Source organism: Ideonella flava (genome assembly GCF_051857595.1).
Taxonomy (GTDB): Bacteria; Pseudomonadota; Gammaproteobacteria; order Burkholderiales; family Burkholderiaceae_C; genus Ideonella.
This window is the reverse complement of the sequence record NZ_JBPZHD010000003.1, coordinates 64,977-86,569: the sequence shown is the minus strand read 5'-3', so window position 1 is coordinate 86,569 and position 21,593 is coordinate 64,977. Positions and strand designations below refer to the sequence as shown.

The window sequence follows — 21,593 nt, the reverse complement described above, 5'->3', positions numbered from 1 at the left end:
TGACGCCTTCAGGCGCCTGGCCTGAGCAGCCGCGCAGCGTCGAGCGCGAAGTAGGTGAGCACGCCATCCGCGCCCGCGCGCTTGAAGGCGAGAAGCGATTCCATCATCACCGCGTCATGGTCCAGCCAGCCGTTGGCAGCCGCGGCCTTGAGCATCGCGTACTCGCCACTGACCTGGTAGGCGAAGGTCGGCATGCGGAACTCGTCCTTCACCCGGCGCACGATGTCCAGGTAGGGCATGCCGGGTTTCACCATCACCATGTCGGCGCCTTCGGCGATGTCCAGCGCCACTTCGCGCAGCGCCTCGTCGCTGTTGGCCGGGTCCATCTGGTAGGTCTTCTTGTCGCTCTTGCCGAGGTTCCTGGCCGAGCCCACCGCGTCGCGGAAGGGACCGTAGAAGGCGCTCGCGTACTTCGCGCTGTAGGCCATGATCCGCGTGTGGATGTGGCCCGCCGATTCGAGCGCCGAGCGGATGGCCCCGATGCGGCCGTCCATCATGTCCGACGGAGCGACGATGTCGACGCCGGCCTCGGCCTGCACCACGGCCTGTCGCGCCAGGACCTGCACGGTCTCGTCGTTGATGATGTAGCCGCGCTCGTCGAGCAGGCCGTCCTGGCCGTGGCTGGTGAAGGGATCGAGCGCGACGTCGGTCAGCAGGCCCAGTTCGGGAAAGCGCTCCTTCAGCGCCCGCACGGCCCGCGGGACGAGGCCATCGGGCCGGGTGGCTTCGCTGCCGTCGGGTGTCTTCAGCGCCGGGTCGATGACCGGGAAAAGTGCCATCACCGGCACACCCAGCGACAAGCAGGATTCGGCCTGCGCGAACAGCAGATCCACGCTCAGGCGCTCGACGCCGGGCATGCTCGCGACGGCCTCGCGCCGCTGCTCGCCATCCAGCACGAACACCGGGTAGATCAAGTCCGAAGATGCCAGCGAATGCTCGCGCACCAGGGCTCGGCTGAAGGCATCTCGGCGAAGGCGCCGGGGGCGGCTGGCGGGATAGGCTGGCAGCATGAAAAGGGGACGCCGCAAGGGCTAAATTTGTGACCGGCAGCTATGGTACAGAGCCGGCAAGCGGTGTTAAAGTTGCTCCTGAGCGATGCCCGTGAGGGCGTTTCTCCCTGCTTTTCCTCCCTGAGCAGGTGCCTTTACGTGATGACAGCGTCAAGGCTTTTCAGCCCCGGCCCATGGCCGGGGCTCTTTCTTTGTGCGGTGCAAAACGTGAAATTGTGCACCGCATAATCGGCCGGATGACGAGTCTGTATCTCTGGGTCAAGGCCTTCCATCTGGTGTTCGTGGCGAGCTGGTTCGCCGGTCTGTTCTACCTTCCGCGCTTCTTCGTCAACCTGGCTTCGGTGCCGTCCGACAGCCACGCCGAGCGCGAGCGACTGCTGATGATGGCGCGGCGGCTTTACCGCTTTTCGACACTGCTGATGGTGCCTGCGTTGCTGCTCGGGCTTTGGCTGTGGCTGGGCTTCTCGGTCTGGCGCGGGGCGGGGCACGGGTGGCTGCATGCCAAGCTGGTGCTGGTGGTGCTGGCCGTGGGTTATCACCACGCGTGCCTCACGCTGCTGCGCAAGTTCGAGTCGCTGCAGAACCGGCGCAGCGAGCGCTGGTTCCGCGTCTTCAACGAGCTCACGGTGCTGCTGTTCGCGCTGATCGTCGTGCTCGTCGTGGTCAAGCCGTTCTGAGCGGCTGAAGAGCTGGCGCACCCCGTGCCTACCCCGGCCGCCCAGCGCCGCCACGTGAGCTCGGCACTGCCTTTGGCGGGGCTGGCCGTGTGCCTGGTGATCTACGCCAGCCTGTATCCCTTCACGGACTGGCGATGGCCCGCAGGCGCGAGCCTGACCGAACTGATGTGGCTTCCGTTGCCGCCACAGCGCTACCGTTTCGACATCTGGGCCAACTACCTCGGCTATGCGCCGGTGGCCGGGCTGGTGTATGCGGCGGGTGTGCGCGGAGGTGGCAGACCCTGGCGCTGCTGGATCGCCGCTGCCGTGGGCTGTGCGCTGCTGTCCTATGCCATGGAACTGACTCAGCAGTTCCTGCCGCCGCGCTTCCCGTCGCGGCTCGATTGGGCGCTCAACGCCGCGGGCGCCACCACCGGGGCCACGCTCTCGGCACTGGCCTTGCGCCTGGGTTGGACGGACCACTGGCAGGCGGCCCGGGACAGATGGTTCATCCGCCGCAGCGCCGGCGCCCTGGCCCTGCTGCTGGCCTGGCCGCTGGGGCTGCTGTTTCCCACGCCGATGCCCTTCGGCCTGGGGCCGAGCTGGAGCCGGCTGCAGGACGGGCTGATGGACCTGCTGGTGGACGTGCGCGGCGCCGAGGACCTGCTGACCTGGCTCGAGAACTCGCCCCCCCCGGCGGGCCAGCTCTCCGCGTTGCCGGAGGCCATTGGCATCGCGCTCGGCCTGCTGGCGCCCTGCCTGCTGGCCTTCGTGGTGACGCGGCCGGGCTGGCGGCGGGCGGCGGTGAGCGTCGCCATCGCGGTCGTGGGGCTGGCCACCACCACCTTGTCGGCGGCGCTCAACTTCGGGCCGACGCATGCCTTGGCCTGGCTCACGCCGCTGGTGGCGCCGGCCTGCCTGTTGGCGCTCGGCCTGGCGGCGCTTCTGCTGCGCTCGGCGGGCCGGATGGCGGCCGCGCTGGGCCTCGCCGTGACCTCCGCCGGCCTCATGCTCGTCGCCCAGGCGCCATCGGATCCATATTTCGCGCTCAGCCTGCAGGCCTGGGAACAAGGGCGTTTCATCCACTTCCACGGCCTGGCGCAGTGGGTCGGGTGGCTGTGGCCGCTGGCCGCGCTGCTGTGGCTGGCGGCTCACCTGGCCTCCTCGCGGTCCGAGCCGCCTCCCTGAAGCCAGGCACGGAACCGACCCGCCCGACCCCGGCTCCTACAATTTCGGACGATGAGCTACTACAAGCACCACATCTTCTTCTGCCTGAACCAGCGCGACAACGGCGAGGCGGCCTGCATGCAGCATGCAGCGCAGGAGGGCTTCGCGCGCTGCAAGGCGCAGGTCAAGGCCGCAGGTCTGGCCGGACCCGGAGGGGTACGGGTGAACAAGGCCGGCTGCCTGGATCGTTGCGCGGGCGGGCCCGTGGCGGTGGTCTATCCGGAAGGTGTCTGGTACACGTATGTCGACGAGGAAGACATCGACGAGATCGTCGAATCGCACCTGAAGGGCGGCCAGCCCGTCGAGCGGCTGATCCTGGCGCCGGACGTCGGCCGCTGAGCCGGTCCCACCCTGTCGACGATGAACGCGAACACCCAGCGCCTGCAGATTCCCGGACCGGCCGGCGCGCTGGAAATCGCCATCGATGTGCCGCCGGGCGATTCCGCCCTCCGCGGCGTGGCGGTGATCTGCCACCCGCATCCCCAGCACGGGGGCACGATGGACAACAAGGTCGCCCAGATGCTGGCGCGGTCCTTCGTGCAGCTCGGCTACCGGGCCGTGCGCTTCAACTTCCGGGGCGTCGGGGGCTCGCAGGGCCGCTGGGACGAAGGCCGTGGCGAGATCGACGACGCGCTGGCCGTGATCGCCGGGCAGCGCGTTGCCGGCTTGCCCCTGGCGCTGGCCGGCTTCTCGTTCGGCGCTTATGTCACATCGCAGGCCGCGCGCCGCCTGGCCGAGGCGGGCGAGGCGGCCGAGCGGCTCGTGCTGGTCGGCCCGGCGACGCAGAACTTCGAGGTCGCGCCCGTGCCGGCCGACACGCTCGTGGTCCACGGCGAAGTCGACGACGTCGTGCCGCTGTCCGCCACGCTCGATTGGGCGCGACCCCAGCACCTGCCGGTGGTCGTGGTGCCCGGGGTCGGCCATTTCTTCCACGGTCAGCTCACGCTGCTGAAGTCCATCGTGGTCAACGCCTGGCACCGGCCGGCGTGACGCGATCCCTTTTCTTTTCCCTCTTCCTCTTTCGATGAACCGAACCCTCAGAGTCCTGGGCGCCAGCCTGCTCGGCGCCACCCTCAGCCTGGGCGCCTTCGCCCAGACCCCGCCGCAGCCGCCAGAGATCGCCGCGCGCTCGTACTTCCTGGTCGACATGACGGCCAACCAGGTGCTGGCCGAGCGCAACGCGGATGCCCCCGCGGAGCCCGCTTCGCTCACCAAGCTGATGACGGCCTACCTGGCCTTCGTCGCCCTGCGCGACAAGAAGCTCACGCTGGAGCAGCGCCTGCCCGTGTCCACCCGCGCCTGGGCCGAGCGCAAGGGCGGGGGCTCGCTGATGTTCATCGACCCGAAGATGACGCCTACGGTGGACGAGCTGCTGCGCGGCACCATCATCGTCTCGGGCAACGACTCTTCCGTGGCCCTGGCCGAGGGCGTGGGCGGCACGGTCGAGAACTTCGTCGCGATGATGAACCGGCAGTCGCAGGAATGGGGCCTGAAGAACACCAGCTTCAAGAACGCCACCGGGCTGACCGAGGCGGGTCATTCGAGCACCACGCGGGAACTGGCCGTGATCGCCCAGCACATCATCCGCGACTTTCCCGACCGCTATCCGTACTACTCGGTCAAGGAATACAGCTTCAACAACATCCGGCAGGACAACCGCAACCTGCTGCTGCGCCGCGATCCGTCCGTCGACGGCATGAAGACGGGCTTCACCGACGCCGCCGGCTACTGCCTGATCGCGTCGGCCCAGCGCGACTTCCCGAACGGCAAGCGGCGCCTGCTTTCGGTGGTGATGGGTGCCGATTCGACCCAGGCCCGTGCCAACGAGAGCCAGAAGCTTCTCAACTGGGGCTTCACCGCCTTCGACGACGTGCGGCTGTTCGAAGCCGGCAAGCCGATCGCCACTGTTCCCGTCTGGAAGGGCCAGGCCAACGAGGCGAAGCTGGTGGCCGAAGGGCCTGTCTTCGTCGCCGTGCCTCGCGGAGAGGGCGACAAGCTCAAGACCTCGATCGAGCGCACGGATCCGCTGGTCGCGCCGCTCGCCAAGGGACAGCGCGTGGGCACCTTGAAGGTCACGACCGCCGCGGGTACGCCCGTTGCTGCCTTGCCCCTGGTGGTGGCCGAAGAGGTGCCGCAGGCCGGCATCTTCGGCCGCGCCTGGGATGCCATTCGCCTGTGGATCAAGTAATCTGCCTGCTTGCACCGGACTGCCAGGTGCCCCGGAGGACCCGATGAGCCCCGTGCCGCTTCCCGACACCCTGTGCGACCTGAATGGCGAACTGCTCCCGCTGTCGCAGGCCAAGGTCAGCGTGCTGGACCGAGGGTTCATCTTCGGCGACGGCATCTACGAAGCCATCCCGGTCTACGGCGGGCGCCTGTTCCGCTTCGACGAGCACATGGCCCGGCTGGCGCGCAACCTCGACAAGCTGCGCATCCCCGCGCCGACCGGCCTAGGCCATCGCGACGACTGGCTGGCCCGCGCCCGCCGGGTCATCGCCGCGCAACCTTCGAGCGACCAGTTCCTCTACATCCAGGTCACCCGCGGGGTGGCGATGCGCGACCACGTGATGCCGGTCGGTCTCGAGCCGACGGTGTTCATGATGAGCAACCCCTACAAGCCGGTGCCGGCGGAACAGCGTCACCACGGTGTCGCGTGTGTCGGCGCACGCGACGTCCGGTGGGAGCACGGCGACATCAAGTGCACCTCGCTGCTGGGCAACGTGATGGCACGCCAGATCGCGGTGGACCAGGGTGCGGCCGAGACCATCCTTTTTCGCGAGGGGCCGCAGGGCGGCCCGTGGCTCACCGAGGGCTCCTCCAGCAACGTCTGGATCGTGCATGAAGGGGCCCTGTTGGGCCCCCCGATGAGCGAGCACCTGCTCGAGGGAATACGCGTCGCCCTGCTGCGCGAGCTGTGCGAGGAGGAGGGCATCGCCTTCAACCTGCGCCCGATCAGCGAAGCCGATGTCCGCGCGGCCGACGAGCTGCTGCTCAGCTCCGCCGGGCGCGAGGTGCTGCCGGTGACACGCCTGGATGGTGACCCGGTGGGCCACGGCGCCTTGCGTGGCAAGCCCGGCCCTGTCTACGCCCGCCTGTACGAGGCTTACCAACGCGCCAAGCGCGAGCAATCGATCTGAATCCCGATGCCTGACATCCCGCCCGACCAGTCGCTGATCGAATATCCCAGCGCCTTTCCCATCAAGGTGATGGGGGCCCACGTGGAGGGCTTCGTCGAGGCGATCGTCGCCGTCGCCGTGCAGTTCGACCCCGCCTTCGATCCGGCCACGGTCGAGAAGCGGCCCAGCAAGGGCGGCAACTACCTGGGCATCACCATCACCGTCACGGCCACCAGCCGCGAGCAGCTCGACGAGCTGTACCGCACGCTGTCGAGCCACCCGATGGTGAAGGTCGTCCTGTAGTCACTGCGAGCCCAGCCGGGAGTCGATCTCCTTGAGCTTGGCCGGCGCCGCCTCGTCGCCCTGGCGGGCCGCCGCCGCATACCAGTAGCGCGCCAGCCGGAGATCCGGCGCCACGCCGTCGCCCTTCTCATACATGGAGCCCAGGATGTACTGGGCTCCCACGTCGCCGCCGTTGGCCGCCATGCGGTACCAGTGGGCCGCCTGCACCGCATCGGGCCGGGTCCCGCGGCCCATGAAGTAGGCGGTGGCCGTGGCCACCTGCGCGTCGACGCTGCCGGCGTCGGCGGCGCGCTGATACCAGGCCAGGGCTTGCGGCAGGTCCTTCGCACCCAGCCGGCCGCTTTCGTAAAGCTCTCCCAGGGCCAGTGCGGCCGTCACGAAGCCACGCTCGGCGGCCTTCAGCAAGAGTTCGCGCGCCTTGTCGTCGCTCGCCCCCGGCAACTCGCCGCGCAGATGCATGACGGCCAGGTTGTGCCACGCCGCGGGTTCGCCGGCGTTGGCCAGGGCGGTGAAGCGCAATTCCGCCGCGGCGAAATCGCCCCTCTCGTACACCGCCACCGCCTGGGCCAGGGCCGTATGCCGCTCGGCGGGGGTCATCTCGTCTGCCCGGGCGCCGCCGGAACCTGCCAACAAACCGGCCGCCAGCAGCAGCCCCATCCAGCCTTGGTTCATCGTCATATTCGGTTTCCCGGTGCGTCAGCTGTCCGTATACCTGCTTCGGCCCGACATCGCGCCGCCGGGGCCTTCGCGCGTCGGCTCGACAATGTCGACCATGCCCGACAGCCCGAGCACGCCGCGTACCCGTTTTCTCGGTCGGCAACCTTATGCCGAAACTTACGACGCGATGCGCCGGTTCACCGCCGGGCGCCAGCCGGAGACGCCCGACGAGCTGTGGCTGGTGGAGCATGAACCGGTGTTCACCCAGGGCCTGGCCGGCAAGGCCGAGCATGTGCTGGCGCCGGGCGACATCCCCGTGGTGGCCTCCAACCGGGGCGGTCAGGTCACCTACCACGGCCCGGGGCAGGTGGTGGCCTATGCGCTGGTCGACTTGCGCCGGCTGGGCTACTTCGTCAAGGAATTCGTCTTCAGGCTCGAGGTGGCGGCCATCCAGAGTCTGGAGGCCTTCGGGGTGGTGGGGTTCCGGGTCGCAGGTGCGCCGGGGATCTACGTGAACCTCGCCGATCCGCTGACTGCCCGCCTGCCCGCCGGCCCCAGGCCGGATCCGTTCCAGGGATTGGGCAAGATTGCAGCCCTTGGCGTCAAAGTGAGTAACCACTGCACATATCATGGCTTGTCGCTCAACGTGGCGATGGACCTTGAGCCTTTCAGCCGAATCAATCCGTGTGGCTACGCAGGCCTTCGCACGGTCGACCTGGCTACACTGGGCATTCGTGCAAACCCTGACGACGTCGCGGGCCTCCTGGCCGAGCGGCTGGCGATGCATCTGAGCCGCTGAGACCGGAGTCCTATGGCCACGCAGAACACCACCCACGAAGCCAAGACGGGCGCCGATTACGACGCGACCGCGAAGCAGAAGGCGCAGGCCAAGACGGCTCGCATCCCGATCAAGGTGGTGCCGGCCGAGGTGCTGAAGAAGCCCGACTGGATTCGCGTCAAGGCCGGTTCGCCGAGCACTCGCTTCTACGAGATCAAGCAGATCCTGCGCGAGCACAAGCTGCACACGGTCTGCGAGGAAGCCTCCTGCCCCAACATCGGCGAGTGCTTCGGCCACGGCACAGCCACCTTCATGATCATGGGTGACAAGTGCACCCGCCGCTGCCCCTTCTGCGACGTCGGCCACGGACGGCCCGACCCGCTGGACACCGAAGAGCCGGCGAACCTCGCCAGGACGATCGCGGCGCTGAAGCTGAAGTACGTCGTGATCACCAGCGTCGACCGCGACGACCTGCGCGACGGCGGTGCCGGCCACTTCGTCGACTGCATCCGCCAGGTGCGCGAGCAGTCGCCGGCGACGCGGATCGAGATCCTCACGCCCGACTTCCGCGGCCGCATGGACCGGGCGCTGGACATCCTGAAGGCCGCGCCGCCCGACGTGATGAACCACAACCTCGAAACCGCGCCGCGCCTGTACAAGGAAGCGCGGCCGGGTTCCGACTACCAGTTCAGCCTGGACCTGCTCAAGCGCTTCAAGGAGGCCGTGCCCGACGTGCCGACCAAGAGCGGCCTGATGGTGGGCCTGGGCGAGACCGATGAAGAGATCTTGCAGGTGATGCGCGACCTGCGCGCGCACGGCGTCGACATGCTGACCATCGGCCAGTACCTGGCACCGTCCGGCCACCACCTGCCGGTGCGCCGCTACGTGCATCCGGACACCTTCAAGATGTTCGAAGAGGAGGCCGGCAGGATGGGCTTCAGCCACGCCGCCGTGGGCGCGATGGTGCGCTCCAGCTACCACGCCGACAAGCAGGCCGCCCAGGCCGGCGTGGTCGCCCAGACCGACGCTTGAGCTGCTTCGGCGGCGGCTTCGAACAGGCCGCCCCGAGGCGATAGGAGGGCCTCACCGGGGGCGGCGTCAGGCCTCCTTCAGCAGATCCTCGATCAGTCCGTGGAGGGCAGCGAAATCGGGCTCTCCGACATACTTCTTGACGATCCCGCCTCGCTTGTCGATGAGGAAGGTGGTGGGCGTCAGGCGGACGTCGCCAAAGGCCTTGGCGATGGCACCGGTGTTGTCGATTGCCACCCCGAACGGCAACTGTCGCGACTGCGCGTAGTTGGAGACGTACGCCGGCGGGTCGTAGCTCATGGCGACTGCCAGGGTCTCGAAGCCGCGTGCCTTGAATTTCTCGTGGGTGGAAATGATCTGCGGCATCTCGTGCATGCACGTGGTGCAGCTCGTCGCCCAGAAATTCACCAGCACCACCTTGCCCTGCCGGGCCTTCAAATCGGAACTGGCGCCGTCGAGAAGGGTGTAGCTTACGTTGGGCGCGCGCTCTCGCGCCGAGCACGCCGCCAGGCCGAAGGTGCTGGCGGCCAACCCGAGCGACAAGGCAAGATGGCGGCGACGCTGGATGTCCATGGAGGTGAGGCGATGAAGCGAAGGAAGTTTACGACGGTGGCTGGCGGTACGCTGCTGGCAGGCCTTGGCATGTCGGCGCCGGTTCGTGCCGCCCTGGGATTCCTCAGCGAGGGCGATGCGTCCCTGGGCGTGAAGACGGCGTTGGAGCGCGGTGCACAGGCGGCCGTGAGCCTGCTCGGGCGCACCGACGGCTTCCTCAAGAATCCGAAGGTGATGATTCCCCTGCCTGGCGCCTTGAAGGATGCGGCGCAATTGCTGAAGTTCGCCGGCCAGCAGAAGCAGGTCGACGAACTGGTCACCGCGATGAACCGGGCGGCTGAAGCCGCGGTGCCCGAGGCCGAGGCATTGCTGCTGGACGCCGTCAAGTCCCTCAGCGTGGCGGATGCGGTGAAGATCGTGCGAGGCAGCGAGACCTCGGTTACCCAATACTTCTCGACTCGCACGCGCACGCCGCTGGGAGAGAAGTTCCTGCCGATCGTCACGGCCGCCACCGAGAAGGTGGCCCTGGCCGAGAAATACAACGCGGTCGCCGGCAAGGCGAGCGGATTCGGCCTGATCAAGAAGGACGACGCGAACGTCCAGGTCTATGTGACCCGCAAGGCTCTCGACGGCCTGTACTGGATGATCGGCGAGGAGGAGAAGAAGATCCGCCGCGACCCGGTGGGCACCGGCAGCGACATCCTCAAGCAAGTGTTCGGCCGGGGCTGAACGGCGCCCCGTCCCCGCTCACAGGGTACGGGAAAGCTCGAAGATCAGAGCCGAAGGCAGCGAGCTCAGCACCGCTTCCCGGCCGAGCGTGGCGTGCTGGCGATCGCCTTCGTTCGAAAGCGCGAAGCTGTGGCCCTCCTGCGCGATCTCGATGAAGACGAAGTCCGGCACTTCGCTTTCGATGCCCTTGCGCAGGCGCTCGAAGCGTTGTCCGGAAAGCGAGGATTCGTAGATCACCGCCTGCGGCAGCGTCTCCCGGCAGAACTCCTCCGCCTCCTCGACCGAACCGACGAAGTCGACAACCAGGCCCATGTGGCGAGTGGCCTCGCGGATGTCGTTGCGCAGGTCGCGCCGCACCGCGAGCACCAGGACATGGGCGCCGGCCAAGGGCTTGGAGTTGTCCGAGACGCCGAAGCCCTGGTCGATCTCGATCGCCGTGACGCCCTCCATCTGTTCGGTCACCGTCTGCGGGAACTCGAACGTCACCGCGGTGATGCCCTCCGGGCCGTCGTGTCTCTCCAGGCCCAGCTTGAGCGACCAGGCAACCTGCTGCACGAGCCGCCAGCTCAGCGTGTCCAGCGCATCGGGAGGGACGTCGACATCGTGCCGCGCTACCACGCCGTCATTCAGTTCCGCCACCGGGCGGTGGCTGAAGTGGCAGCTCAGGCGCGCGTGCGGCGGCCAGGGGCGAAGGTCGATGCGGAACTCGAGGTTGGCCAAGGCATGCTCGAGCGTCCAGTCGATGAGCGCCTGGAGCATCGTGTGCAGCAAGGTGGCGTCGACGATGACCTCCACCGGGCGCATGGCCTGACGCACATCGATGCCGCGCGCCGAGATCTCGCGCCCACGCTGCATCAGCACGTCGCGCAGCATCTGCGTCAGGCTCAGGGCTTCAGGCGATTGGCGGATGCGGCCAGACGCGAACCGCGCCAGTTGCTGGCCGATCATTCCCACCCGGCGGGCCTGCTCGATCTCGTCGCGCAGGGCGCGGAGGCTGGGCCGGTCTATCTTGCCTGTCGTGGCCAAGATGTTGACCCGTTCCAGCGCGCTCGACAGGGATGAGCCGACTTCGCTGCCGATCTGCGCGATGAGCGCCCGGAAATGTTCTTCCTGCCCTTCGGGCGGCCAAGGGGCGTTCGTGGCACGCATGGTGGAAGGAAGTCGTTCGGGCGCGTTCATGGCAGGTCGGTCACGGGGCCGGTCAAGACCCGGCAGCTGGCGCGAATGGTGACTGTCTGTGACAAGACCTGACATCCCACAGTTGTTGGGATGTGGGGGCCTCAGCGCGGATTCCCGTGAACTAATGCTCGCTTCGGCGCCATGTCGTCTGTTGGGAACAGGTGCGATGGTCGGCAGAGCCGGAGCGTGCGTCAAGGCGCGGCCAGGCTTGACCCTGGATGAGTCACCGAAAGTTGGCGCGGGGTCGGACGGGATAATCCGAGCATGAAACTGGGGCAGGACCGTGCTTCGCGGGCGAGGTGTGCTGCAGCCTGCACCGCGGCCTTTTCATCGCTGGCCGTGTCGGGATGCTCGCCTGCCCTCAATTGGCGCGAGGTCAGGCTCGAGGGGCCGGGCCTGGTGGCGATGTTCCCCTGCCGGCCCGTCGCGCAGACGCGCGAAGTGGTGCTGGCAGGCCTTGCGCTCTCGCCCCGACTGGACGCGTGCGAGTCCGATGGTGGGACCTATGCCGTGATGGCGGTGGACGTGCATGATCCGGCCGAGGTGGGCGCCGTGCTGAACTCCTTGCGTGACTCCAGTCTCGCCAAGCTCGGGTCGCCGCAGGGTGCATCCGCCGCCAGCGACGCCTGGCAGGTGGCCGGCATGACGCCGCAGCCTGCCGCGGGTCGGTGGACATTGACGCATGTACCAGCCGGGCGGCCGCCGGTGAGGATGGATACGGCCGTCTTTGCGCGTGGCACATGGGTGGTGCAGGCCAGCGTGATCGGCTCGGCGACGGCCACTGGTCGAGAAAGCGAGCCCTTCTTCGAGGGGCTGCGATTTGTCCGCTGACCGGCATCGCCAATAATCCGCCCATGGCTGGCCTGGTGATCGTTGCCCATGCGCCCTTGGCGACCGCGTTGCAGGCGGTTGCCGCGCATGTGTTTCCCGATCGGGTTGCGGGGCTGGTCGCGGTGGATGTGCTGCCCCAGTGGTCGGCCGAGCAGGCCGAGACGGCACTGCGAACGGCGGTGGAACAGGCGGCGGGCACGGCAAGGGAGATCCTGATCCTGGCCGATGTGTTCGGCGCCACGCCGAGCAACGCGGCGCAGCGCGTGGCGGACGGGACGCGGTGGCGGCTCGTCTGCGGTGTCAACGTCCCCATGCTGTGGCGGGCACTTTGCTATGCCGAACGTCCGCTGGATGAACTGGTCGAGCGAGCGCTCTCCGGCGCGACTCAGGGAGTGATGCCGGCGTCTGTCCAGAAACCGCAGGACCAGCCACTACACTGCGTGCCGAATGATCCGTCGCACAGTCACCATCAGCAATAAGCTGGGCCTGCACGCCCGCGCATCGGCCAAGCTGACCAAGCTGGCGGGGGGCTTTCAGTCCGAGGTGTTCATGAGCCGCAGCGGGCGCCGCGTCAATGCCAAAAGCATCATGGGTGTGATGATGCTGGCGGCTGGCCTGGGCGCCGAAGTCGAGATCGAGATCGAAGGTGCCGACGAGCAGGCAGCGATGGATGCCATCGTCGCACTGATCGACGACAAGTTCGGCGAAGGTCAGTAGAGCGTCCCGGTCCTCCTGGCGGCGACGACCCTGGCGCCTCACTCCCCGAGGAAGTGCTTGCGATAGCGCGCAGGCAGGTCGGCCAGGCGCAACAGCATCGGCAGGTCGGCGGTGTTGAAGTCCGGATCCCATGCCGGCGCCCCGAGCACCTTGGCTCCGCAGCGCAGATAACCCTTGACCAGCGCCGGCGGCTCGACTGCAAGCGCCTGCTCCAGTTCTTCCACGGGCAGGGCCAGCCGCGGCCGCACCTGGTACTCGACGCCGGCCAGATGCGTCTGGCGAAGACGTGCCCACAGACTGGCGGCGGCATGGCCGCCATCGCGCATGCCGATGCTGGCGCAGCCGACCATGGTGTCCAGCCGGTTGCTGTTCATGAAGGCGGCGAGCGCGGCCCACAACGCCATGATGACGCCGCCCGAGCGGTGCTCCGGATGAACGCAGGAGCGGCCCAGCTCCGCCATCCGCTCGCGCAACGGGCGCAGGCGTGTCAGGTCGAACTCGGTATCGCTGTAGTAGCCGCCCGCTCTACGCGCAGCAGAAGGGGTGAGCACACGGTAGGTGCCGATCACTTGAGCGGGCGCGTCTCCACGACACGGGACGCGCACGAGCAGGTGCTCGCAGAAGTCGTCGAACAGGTCTGCGTCATGTCCCGGCGGCGTGCCGGCAGGGACGTTCAGACGGGCTCCCATTTCGTCGACGAAGACCTCGTGGCGCAGGCGCTGCGCTGCACGGACGTCGTCCGCATGGCGCGCCCAGACGACTTCGAACTCGGGGCTGGCGTCGGCTTGGCGCAGCGGCAACTCGGGTGCGGCGACGGGCGGACGCGCCTGGGTCCTGGCCGACTGGATGCGACTGCGTGGCGACAGCAACCCGAAACCCAGACGAAAGTCCAGCAGGCTGGTCAAGGGCAGGGTGGGACTGGGCAGTTCCTTCATGACAGCGTCTTCCTTTGGCATCTTCGGCACCGATGCTGGCCCTGCGCCGTGACCCGCGCATGACCGCGCGGTGACGCTGGCGTGACAGGACTCCTATGCCCACTACGAGGCCCTCGTAGCGGCTGCTAAAGTGAGCCCATGAGCATCCAGGTCTTCGGTCAGCCGGTGTCTCGTGGCGTGGCGATAGGCCGCGCCGTGCTGGTGGCTTCCAGTCGAGTCGACGTGGCGCACTACTTCATCGATCCCGAGCAGATCGAGACAGAAGTGGCCCGCCTTCGGGACGCCCGCAACGAGGTGGCGGCCGAACTGGTGGCACTCAAGAGCGAGGTGCCCGAGGAGGCCCACGCGGAACTCGTCGCCTTGCTCGACGTGCACCTCATGCTTCTGCACGACGAGCTCCTTTCAGACGCGACGAAGCAGTGGATCGTCGAGCGCCACTACAACGCCGAATGGGCGATGTCGGCGCAGCTGGAGGTCATCGCGCGCCAGTTCGACGAGATGGAGGACGACTACCTTCGCGAGCGCAAGGCCGATCTGGAGCAGGTGGTCGAGCGGCTGTTGAAGGCGCTGTCTCGGCAGGCCGGGACCGGAGCCGCGGCGAGTTCGAGTGCGGCAAGGGATTTCGCCGGCGAGGATCCGCTCATCCTGGTTGCGAGCGACATCGCGCCCGCCGACATGCTGCAGTTCAAGCGAAGCGTCTTCACGGGCTTCATCACGGATGTCGGCGGAAGGACGTCGCACACGGCGATCGTCGCCCGGAGCATGGACATTCCAGCAGTCGTCGGGGCACGTGAAGCCAGCCGCATCGTCCGCCAGGACGATTGGGTCATCATCGATGGCGATGCCGGCCTCGTGATCGTGAACCCGTCGCCCATCGTGCTCGAGGAGTATCGGTTCCGGCAGCGCCAGATTGAACTGGAACGCGCCAAGCTCAACCGGCTGCGGCACACGCCCTCGGTCACGCTCGATGGCCAGGTGGTGGAACTGTTGGCCAACATCGAGCTGCCGTCGGACGCGACGCCTGCGATCGAAGCAGGCGCGGTCGGAGTGGGCCTTTTCCGCAGCGAGTTCCTCTTCATGAATCGCGAAGGCCAGCTGCCCAACGAGGATGAGCAGTTCGAGGCTTATCGCACCGTGGTGCAGGCGATGGGCGGACTTCCGGTGACCATTCGCACCGTGGATATCGGGGCGGACAAGCCGCTGGACCGCATGTCGGCCCATGAGTTGAGGCATGAGCATTCACTCAATCCGGCCCTGGGTCTGCGAGCCATCCGCTGGAGCCTGGCTGAGCCGGAGATGTTCGGCGAGCAACTGCGCGCGATCCTGCGTGCCAGCGCCTTCGGCAAGGTGCGCATCCTGATCCCCATGGTGGCCCACGTCGGCGAGGCCAGGCAGGTCGCCCAGGCCGTCGAGCGCGCCAAGGCGCAGCTGGACGCCACCGGCCATCCCTACTCTGCCGTTGAGCTCGGAGCCATGATCGAAGTGCCGGCCGCGGCCCTGATGATGCCGACGCTCGTGCGCCACTTCGACTTCGTCTCGATCGGCACCAACGATCTCATTCAATACACGCTCGCCATCGACAGGGCAGACGAGTCCGTGGCGCACCTCTACGACCCGTGGCATCCAGCCGTGCTGCAGTTGGTCGAGCGAACGATCGCCTGCGCCAACGAGGCGGGCAAGGGGGTCAGTGTGTGCGGGGAAATGGCGGGTGATCCAGCTTTCACGGAGCTGTTGCTCGCGATGGGGCTGCGAAGCTTCTCCATGCACCCCGCACAAGTGGCGTCGATCAAGCAGCGCGTCTTGCGCGCGGACGTCCGCACGCTCCAAGCGCAGCTGGGCGCGGTCCTGGCAGCAGAGTCGCCGCTGGAAGCGTCGATGGCGTTGATGAAGATGCGTCCCCATTGACGCAAAGTTCCGAAGCACTTGCGCTGCGGCCGAAAACGCTGCTATAGTCGTGGGCTCGGTTGCAGGGTGCTTTCGAAGTTTCTAACGAAACCAAGGCGCACCCGGGATTTCCAAAGAAATCCCGCGCAAACGGAAGAAGGTGATGTCAGGTAGATAACCAAGCGCTTGACAAGGTTTTTAAATCGAACCATAATCCACCTTCTTTGCTGATCACTGATCGGCGACGTCGAAAAGCAAAGCTTACGACGCAGCTCTTTAACAAGTAACAGCCGATAAGCGTGGGTGTTTGAAGGCGAGTGCTTGCTTGAGAAATCAAGCGAGTCGCAAGACTTTAAATGCTCATGGAAGTGAAGTTCACTTCAATTCTTTGAGCGAAATTCAAGATCGAACTGAAGAGTTTGATCCTGGCTCAGATTGAACGCTGGCGGCATGCCTTACACATGCAAGTCGAACGGTAACGCGGGGCAACCTGGCGACGAGTGGCGAACGGGTGAGTAATGCATCGGAACGTGCCCAGTAGTGGGGGATAGCCCGGCGAAAGCCGGATTAATACCGCATACGACCTGAGGGTGAAAGCGGGGGATCGCAAGACCTCGCGCTATTGGAGCGGCCGATGTCAGATTAGGTAGTTGGTGGGGTAAAGGCCTACCAAGCCTACGATCTGTAGCTGGTCTGAGAGGACGACCAGCCACACTGGGACTGAGACACGGCCCAGACTCCTACGGGAGGCAGCAGTGGGGAATTTTGGACAATGGGCGCAAGCCTGATCCAGCCATGCCGCGTGCGGGAAGAAGGCCTTCGGGTTGTAAACCGCTTTTGTCAGGGAAGAAATCCTTTGGGCTAATACCCCGGGGGGATGACGGTACCTGAAGAATAAGCACCGGCTAACTACGTGCCAGCAGCCGCGGTAATACGTAGGGTGCAAGCGTTAATCGGAATTACTGGGCGTAAAGCGTGCGCAGGCGGTTTTGTAAGACAGAGGTGAAATCCCCGGGCTCAACCTGGGAACTGCCTTTGTGACTGCAAGGCTTGAGTGCGGCAGAGGGGGATGGAATTCCGCGTGTAGCAGTGAAATGCGTAGATATGCGGAGGAACACCGATGGCGAAGGCAATCCCCTGGGCCTGCACTGACGCTCATGCACGAAAGCGTGGGGAGCAAACAGGATTAGATACCCTGGTAGTCCACGCCCTAAACGATGTCAACTGGTTGTTGGGAAGGTTCCTTCTCAGTAACGTAGCTAACGCGTGAAGTTGACCGCCTGGGGAGTACGGCCGCAAGGTTGAAACTCAAAGGAATTGACGGGGACCCGCACAAGCGGTGGATGATGTGGTTTAATTCGATGCAACGCGAAAAACCTTACCTACCCTTGACATGCCTGGAATCCTGCAGAGATGTGGGAGTGCTCGAAAGAGAACCAGGACACAGGTGCTGCATGGCCGTCGTCAGCTCGTGTCGTGAGATGTTGGGTTAAGTCCCGCAACGAGCGCAACCCTTGTCATTAGTTGCTACGAAAGGGCACTCTAATGAGACTGCCGGTGACAAACCGGAGGAAGGTGGGGATGACGTCAGGTCCTCATGGCCCTTATGGGTAGGGCTACACACGTCATACAATGGCCGGTACAGAGGGCTGCCAACCCGCGAGGGGGAGCCAATCCCAGAAAACCGGTCGTAGTCCGGATCGCAGTCTGCAACTCGACTGCGTGAAGTCGGAATCGCTAGTAATCGCGGATCAGCTTGCCGCGGTGAATACGTTCCCGGGTCTTGTACACACCGCCCGTCACACCATGGGAGCGGGTTCTGCCAGAAGTAGTTAGCCTAACCGCAAGGAGGGCGATTACCACGGCAGGGTTCGTGACTGGGGTGAAGTCGTAACAAGGTAGCCGTATCGGAAGGTGCGGCTGGATCACCTCCTTTCTGGAAATACCGAAGCGCGACTTTGATGTTGTTCGCAAGAGCAGTGCAAAGCGTAGCCAAGGTCAAAACAGAAGCACTCAAATTCTTGCACCCACACTTATCGGCTGTGAACACAACAGTGAGTGAGAGAGCGTGAGCCTGGTGAGCGTCAAGATGGCCTTGGTTGTTGTCTAGCAAGCCGGCTGACGTGGAAAGACACCGGGCTCGCGTTCGTTAGAGATGCGTGGGTCTGTAGCTCAGTCGGTTAGAGCACCGTCTTGATAAGGCGGGGGTCGTTGGTTCGAATCCAACCAGACCCACCACACGGTTGTCACATCGTGGGGGATTAGCTCAGCTGGGAGAGCACCTGCTTTGCAAGCAGGGGGTCGTCGGTTCGATCCCGTCATCCTCCACCAACCTTCACTCACACGCTTCGCAAGCAAACCCAAACATCTGGTCCAGGTGCTTGGGTTTGCTGACGAAAGTTGGCTGTTGTTCTTTAACAATTCATAGAGTCGAATCTAGTTGTCGACGGAAAGCATCTCGGGGGTAAAGGCCTGAAGTGCACCGTGCCGTCGACGACATATGATTGCGTCACCAGACTTCAACTTGCACAGCAAGATTGAAGAACGGCATAACGCGAATACTCACAATATCGATCGCTCTAGCGTGGGCGATGGATACCAGTCCTTGACCGACGTTCTAAAGCATTGGACGTCAAAGTTATAGGGTCAAGTGACTAAGTGCATGTGGTGGATGCCTTGGCGATTACAGGCGACGAAGGACGTGATAGCCTGCGATAAGCTTCGGGGAGCTGGCAAATTAGCTTTGATCCGGAGATTTCCGAATGGGGAAACCCACCCTTTTAGGGTATCGCATGATGAATACATAGTCATGCGAGGCGAACCGGGTGAACTGAAACATCTCAGTAGCTCGAGGAAAAGACATCAACCGAGATTCCGAAAGTAGTGGCGAGCGAAATCGGAACAGCCTGCACGTTTTAGCAGTTGGTTTATCAGAACGGTCTGGAAAGTCCGGCCATAGCGGGTGATAGCCCCGTATGAAAAAAGCCGATTGTGGAACTAGGCGTGCGACAAGTAGGGCGGGACACGTGAAATCCTGTCTGAAGATGGGGGGACCATCCTCCAAGGCTAAATACTCGTAATCGACCGATAGTGAACTAGTACCGTGAGGGAAAGGCGAAAAGAACCCCGGGAGGGGAGTGAAATAGATCCTGAAACCGCATGCATACAAAAAGTCGGAGCCCGCAAGGGTGACGGCGTACCTTTTGTATAATGGGTCAGCGACTTACATTCAGTGGCAAGCTTAACCGAATAGGGTAGGCGAAGGGAAACCGAGTCCGAATAGGGCGTCTTAGTCGCTGGGTGTAGACCCGAAACCAGGTGATCTATCCATGGCCAGGATGAAGGTGCGGTAACACGCACTGGAGGTCCGAACCGACTAGTGTTGCAAAACTAGCGGATGAGCTGTGGATAGGGGTGAAAGGCTAAACAAACCTGGAGATAGCTGGTTCTCTCCGAAAACTATTTAGGTAGTGCCTCAAGTATTACCATCGGGGGTAGAGCACTGTTATGGCTAGGGGGTCATGGCGACTTACCAAACCATTGCAAACTCCGAATACCGATGAGTACAGCTTGGGAGACAGAGCACCGGGTGCTAACGTCCGGACTCAAGAGGGAAACAACCCAGACCGCCAGCTAAGGTCCCCAAAATTGGCTAAGTGGGAAACGAAGTGGGAAGGCTAAAACAGTCAGGATGTTGGCTTAGAAGCAGCCACCATTTAAAGAAAGCGTAATAGCTCACTGATCGAGTCGTCCTGCGCGGAAGATGTAACGGGGCTAAGCCAGTTACCGAAGCTGCGGATTTGCTAGCAATAGCAAGTGGTAGGAGAGCGTTCTGTACGCCTGTGAAGGTGGATCGTGAGGTCTGCTGGAGGTATCAGAAGTGCGAATGCTGACATGAGTAGCGTTAAAGGGGGTGAAAAGCCCCCTCGCCGTAAGCGCAAGGTTTCCTACGCAACGTTCATCGGCGTAGGGTGAGTCGGCCCCTAAGGCGAGGCAGAGATGCGTAGCTGATGGGAAACAGGTCAATATTCCTGTACCGATCTATAGTGCGATGTGGGGACGGAGAAGGTTAGCTCAGCCGGGTGTTGGATGTCCCGGTTCAAGCATGTAGGCGTGCCCTCTAGGCAAATCCGGAGGGCTTAGCTGAGGTGTGATAACGAGGAGGCTTGCCTCCGAAGTGAGTGATACCCTGCTTCCAGGAAAAGCCACTAAGCTTCAGCTATAGACGACCGTACCGCAAACCGACACTGGTGCGCGTGATGAGTATTCTCAGGCGCTTGAGAGAACTCTGGAGAAGGAACTCGGCAAATTGACACCGTAACTTCGGAAGAAGGTGTACCCCTAGTAGGTGAAGTTGTACAAACGGAGCCCAATGGGGTCGCAGAGAATCGGTGGCTGCGACTGTTTATTAAAAACACAGCACTCTGCAAAGACGAAAGTCGACGTATAGGGTGTGACGCCTGCCCGGTGCTGGAAGATTAAATGATGGGGTGCAAGCTCTTGATTGAAGTCCCAGTAAACGGCGGCCGTAACTATAACGGTCCTAAGGTAGCGAAATTCCTTGTCGGGTAAGTTCCGACCTGCACGAATGGCGTAACGATGGCCACACTGTCTCCTCCAGAGACTCAGCGAAGTTGAAATGTTTGTGATGATGCAATCTCCCCGCGGAAAGACGGAAAGACCCCATGAACCTTTACTGTAGCTTTACATTGGACTTTGAACAGATCTGTGTAGGATAGGTGGGAGGCTTTGAAGTGGTGCCGCTAGGTGCCATGGAGCCAACGTTGAAATACCACCCTGGTGTGTTTGAGGTTCTAACCTTGTCCCGTTATCCGGGATGGGGACAGTGTATGGTGGGCAGTTTGACTGGGGCGGTCTCCTCCCAAAGTGTAACGGAGGAGTTCGAAGGTACGCTAGCCACGGTCGGAAATCGTGGTGATAGTGCATTGGCATAAGCGTGCTTGACTGCGAGACTGACAAGTCGAGCAGGTACGAAAGTAGGACAAAGTGATCCGGTGGTTCTGTATGGAAGGGCCATCGCTCAACGGATAAAAGGTACTCTGGGGATAACAGGCTGATACCGCCCAAGAGTTCATATCGACGGCGGTGTTTGGCACCTCGATGTCGGCTCATCTCATCCTGGGGCTGTAGCCGGTCCCAAGGGTATGGCTGTTCGCCATTTAAAGAGGTACGTGAGCTGGGTTTAAAACGTCGTGAGACAGTTTGGTCCCTATCTTCCGTGGGCGCTGCAAGATTGAGAGAGCCTGCTCCTAGTACGAGAGGACCGGAGTGGACGCACCTCTGGTGTATCGGTTGTCACGCCAGTGGCATCGCCGAGTAGCTAAGTGCGGAAGAGATAACCGCTGAAAGCATCTAAGCGGGAAACTCGTCTCAAGATGAGTCTTGCCGGGGCCTTGAGCCCCCTGAAGAGTCGTTCGAGACCAGGACGTTGATAGGCTGGGTGTGGAAGCGCAGTAATGCGTTAAGCTAACCAGTACTAATTGCTCGTGAGGCTTGACCCTATAACTTTGATGTAGAATCTACGTCAGAGCAGACTGGGTGAGAATTTATAGTTATGCCGAAAATCTCGGTGTACGCAATCATCTGATTCGACTCTATTGAATTGGCTTGGCAGTCCACTCGACTGCCAGGCAACAAGTTAAGCCTGATGACCATAGCGAGGTGGTCCCACTCCTTCCCATCCCGAACAGGACAGTGAAACGCCTCTGCGCCGATGATAGTGCGGATTCCCGTGTGAAAGTAGGACATCGTCAGGCTAATATCCGAGGAAAACGCCCGGTGTAAGCCGGGCGTTTTTATCTCTGAAGGATGAGATTGTGTTATGATCTCATCCTTCAGCGATAAGCTGGATAGATCGAAAGATCACTGCTCTTTAACAAGTAACAGCCGATAAGCGTGGGTGTTTGAAGGCGAGTGCTTGCTTGAGAAATCAAGCGAGTCGCAAGACTTTAAATGCTCATGGAAGTGAA

The 21,593-nt window shown here is 63.5% G+C and carries 19 protein-coding genes, 2 tRNA genes and 3 rRNA genes; 19 read left to right on the top strand and 5 right to left on the bottom strand.

Going from position 1 to position 21,593, the window contains the following annotated elements:
* Positions 1-8: 8 nt before the first annotated feature.
* Complete coding sequence (hemB, locus tag ACS5PM_RS07255; protein ID WP_439386921.1) at positions 9-1,010, bottom strand: porphobilinogen synthase; 1,002 nt, start codon at positions 1,008-1,010, stop codon at positions 9-11.
* Positions 1,011-1,246: 236 nt separating this feature from the next.
* On the opposite strand from hemB, the gene ACS5PM_RS07250 reads away from it, so the two are divergent.
* Genes ACS5PM_RS07250 through ACS5PM_RS07220 form a run of 7 tightly spaced genes read left to right on the top strand, consistent with a single transcriptional unit; the run spans position 1,247 to position 6,312 of the window.
* Positions 1,247-1,687, top strand: coding sequence for a CopD family protein (locus ACS5PM_RS07250; RefSeq protein WP_439386920.1), 441 nt, complete (start codon positions 1,247-1,249; stop codon positions 1,685-1,687).
* Positions 1,688-1,711: 24 nt separating this feature from the next.
* Positions 1,712-2,854, top strand: a complete 1,143-nt coding sequence (locus tag ACS5PM_RS07245) for a VanZ family protein (RefSeq protein ID WP_439386919.1) — start codon at positions 1,712-1,714, stop codon at positions 2,852-2,854.
* Between the two features lie 51 nt (positions 2,855-2,905).
* Positions 2,906-3,232, top strand: coding sequence for a (2Fe-2S) ferredoxin domain-containing protein (locus ACS5PM_RS07240; RefSeq protein ID WP_439386918.1), 327 nt, complete (start codon positions 2,906-2,908; stop codon positions 3,230-3,232).
* 21 nt (positions 3,233-3,253) lie between these two features.
* On the top strand, positions 3,254-3,883 hold the full coding sequence (locus tag ACS5PM_RS07235) for an alpha/beta hydrolase (RefSeq protein ID WP_439386917.1): 630 nt from the start codon (positions 3,254-3,256) through the stop codon (positions 3,881-3,883).
* Positions 3,884-3,917: 34 nt separating this feature from the next.
* Complete coding sequence (locus ACS5PM_RS07230; protein WP_439386916.1) at positions 3,918-5,081, top strand: D-alanyl-D-alanine carboxypeptidase family protein; 1,164 nt, start codon at positions 3,918-3,920, stop codon at positions 5,079-5,081.
* 43 nt (positions 5,082-5,124) lie between these two features.
* A complete protein-coding gene (locus ACS5PM_RS07225; protein ID WP_439386915.1) occupies positions 5,125-6,030 on the top strand; it encodes a D-amino acid aminotransferase in 906 nt (301 codons plus the stop codon).
* Positions 6,031-6,036: 6 nt separating this feature from the next.
* Positions 6,037-6,312 carry a DUF493 family protein gene (locus ACS5PM_RS07220; protein ID WP_439386914.1) on the top strand — a complete coding sequence of 92 codons (276 nt, stop codon included), beginning with the start codon at positions 6,037-6,039 and terminating at the stop codon, positions 6,310-6,312.
* On the opposite strand, the gene ACS5PM_RS07215 is transcribed toward ACS5PM_RS07220, so the two are convergent.
* The gene (locus tag ACS5PM_RS07215; RefSeq protein WP_439386913.1) at positions 6,313-6,990 is read right to left on the bottom strand and encodes a tetratricopeptide repeat protein; all 678 of its coding nucleotides are present in this window, start codon (positions 6,988-6,990) and stop codon (positions 6,313-6,315) included. It abuts the gene before it with no gap.
* An 85-nt stretch (positions 6,991-7,075) separates the two neighbouring features.
* On the opposite strand from ACS5PM_RS07215, the gene lipB reads away from it, so the two are divergent.
* Both lipB and lipA read left to right on the top strand, forming a co-directional pair.
* Positions 7,076-7,768, top strand: coding sequence for a lipoyl(octanoyl) transferase LipB (lipB, locus tag ACS5PM_RS07210; RefSeq protein WP_439386912.1), 693 nt, complete (start codon positions 7,076-7,078; stop codon positions 7,766-7,768).
* A 12-nt stretch (positions 7,769-7,780) separates the two neighbouring features.
* Positions 7,781-8,779 carry a lipoyl synthase gene (gene lipA / locus ACS5PM_RS07205; protein WP_439386911.1) on the top strand — a complete coding sequence of 333 codons (999 nt, stop codon included), beginning with the start codon at positions 7,781-7,783 and terminating at the stop codon, positions 8,777-8,779.
* 66 nt (positions 8,780-8,845) lie between these two features.
* Here lipA and ACS5PM_RS07200 read toward each other — a convergent pair whose 3' ends face one another.
* The gene (locus tag ACS5PM_RS07200; RefSeq protein ID WP_439386910.1) at positions 8,846-9,349 is read right to left on the bottom strand and encodes a TlpA disulfide reductase family protein; all 504 of its coding nucleotides are present in this window, start codon (positions 9,347-9,349) and stop codon (positions 8,846-8,848) included.
* Positions 9,350-9,361: 12 nt separating this feature from the next.
* Here ACS5PM_RS07200 and ACS5PM_RS07195 point away from each other — a divergent pair, with 12 nt between their 5' ends.
* The gene (locus tag ACS5PM_RS07195) at positions 9,362-10,057 is read left to right on the top strand and encodes a DUF4197 domain-containing protein (RefSeq protein WP_439387289.1); all 696 of its coding nucleotides are present in this window, start codon (positions 9,362-9,364) and stop codon (positions 10,055-10,057) included.
* Between the two features lie 18 nt (positions 10,058-10,075).
* Here ACS5PM_RS07195 and ACS5PM_RS07190 read toward each other — a convergent pair whose 3' ends face one another.
* Positions 10,076-11,431 (bottom strand): ATP-binding protein, encoded by a 1,356-nt coding sequence (locus tag ACS5PM_RS07190; protein WP_439386909.1) that lies wholly within the window; start codon positions 11,429-11,431, stop codon positions 10,076-10,078.
* Between the two features lie 69 nt (positions 11,432-11,500).
* On the opposite strand from ACS5PM_RS07190, the gene ACS5PM_RS07185 reads away from it, so the two are divergent.
* From ACS5PM_RS07185 to ACS5PM_RS07175, 3 genes are read left to right on the top strand one after another with little or no spacing between them, the layout of a single operon-like run.
* Positions 11,501-12,067 carry a hypothetical protein gene (locus ACS5PM_RS07185; RefSeq protein ID WP_439386908.1) on the top strand — a complete coding sequence of 189 codons (567 nt, stop codon included), beginning with the start codon at positions 11,501-11,503 and terminating at the stop codon, positions 12,065-12,067.
* 23 nt (positions 12,068-12,090) lie between these two features.
* The gene (locus ACS5PM_RS07180) at positions 12,091-12,546 is read left to right on the top strand and encodes a PTS sugar transporter subunit IIA (protein WP_439386907.1); all 456 of its coding nucleotides are present in this window, start codon (positions 12,091-12,093) and stop codon (positions 12,544-12,546) included.
* The gene (locus tag ACS5PM_RS07175) at positions 12,515-12,784 is read left to right on the top strand and encodes an HPr family phosphocarrier protein (RefSeq protein ID WP_439386906.1); all 270 of its coding nucleotides are present in this window, start codon (positions 12,515-12,517) and stop codon (positions 12,782-12,784) included. The genes ACS5PM_RS07180 and ACS5PM_RS07175 overlap by 32 nt, the downstream gene beginning before the upstream one ends.
* Positions 12,785-12,822: 38 nt before the next feature.
* Here ACS5PM_RS07175 and ACS5PM_RS07170 read toward each other — a convergent pair whose 3' ends face one another.
* Entirely contained in the window at positions 12,823-13,719 is an 897-nt protein-coding gene (locus ACS5PM_RS07170; RefSeq protein WP_439386905.1) for a GNAT family N-acetyltransferase, read from the bottom strand.
* 138 nt (positions 13,720-13,857) lie between these two features.
* On the opposite strand from ACS5PM_RS07170, the gene ptsP reads away from it, so the two are divergent.
* The 6 genes from ptsP to rrf all read left to right on the top strand — a co-directional run bounded on the left by ptsP (position 13,858) and on the right by rrf (position 21,380).
* Positions 13,858-15,624 (top strand): phosphoenolpyruvate--protein phosphotransferase, encoded by a 1,767-nt coding sequence (gene ptsP / locus ACS5PM_RS07165; protein ID WP_439386904.1) that lies wholly within the window; start codon positions 13,858-13,860, stop codon positions 15,622-15,624.
* Between the two features lie 386 nt (positions 15,625-16,010).
* Positions 16,011-17,539, top strand: a 16S ribosomal RNA gene (locus ACS5PM_RS07160).
* Between the two features lie 225 nt (positions 17,540-17,764).
* Positions 17,765-17,841, top strand: a tRNA-Ile gene (locus ACS5PM_RS07155).
* A gap of 17 nt (positions 17,842-17,858) precedes the next feature.
* A tRNA-Ala gene (locus tag ACS5PM_RS07150) sits at positions 17,859-17,934 on the top strand.
* A 313-nt stretch (positions 17,935-18,247) separates the two neighbouring features.
* Positions 18,248-21,125, top strand: a 23S ribosomal RNA gene (locus ACS5PM_RS07145).
* Positions 21,126-21,267: 142 nt separating this feature from the next.
* A 5S ribosomal RNA gene (gene rrf, locus ACS5PM_RS07140) occupies positions 21,268-21,380 on the top strand.
* The 16S, 23S and 5S rRNA genes sit together here with 2 tRNA genes alongside, the layout of an rRNA operon.
* Positions 21,381-21,593: the final 213 nt, after the last annotated feature.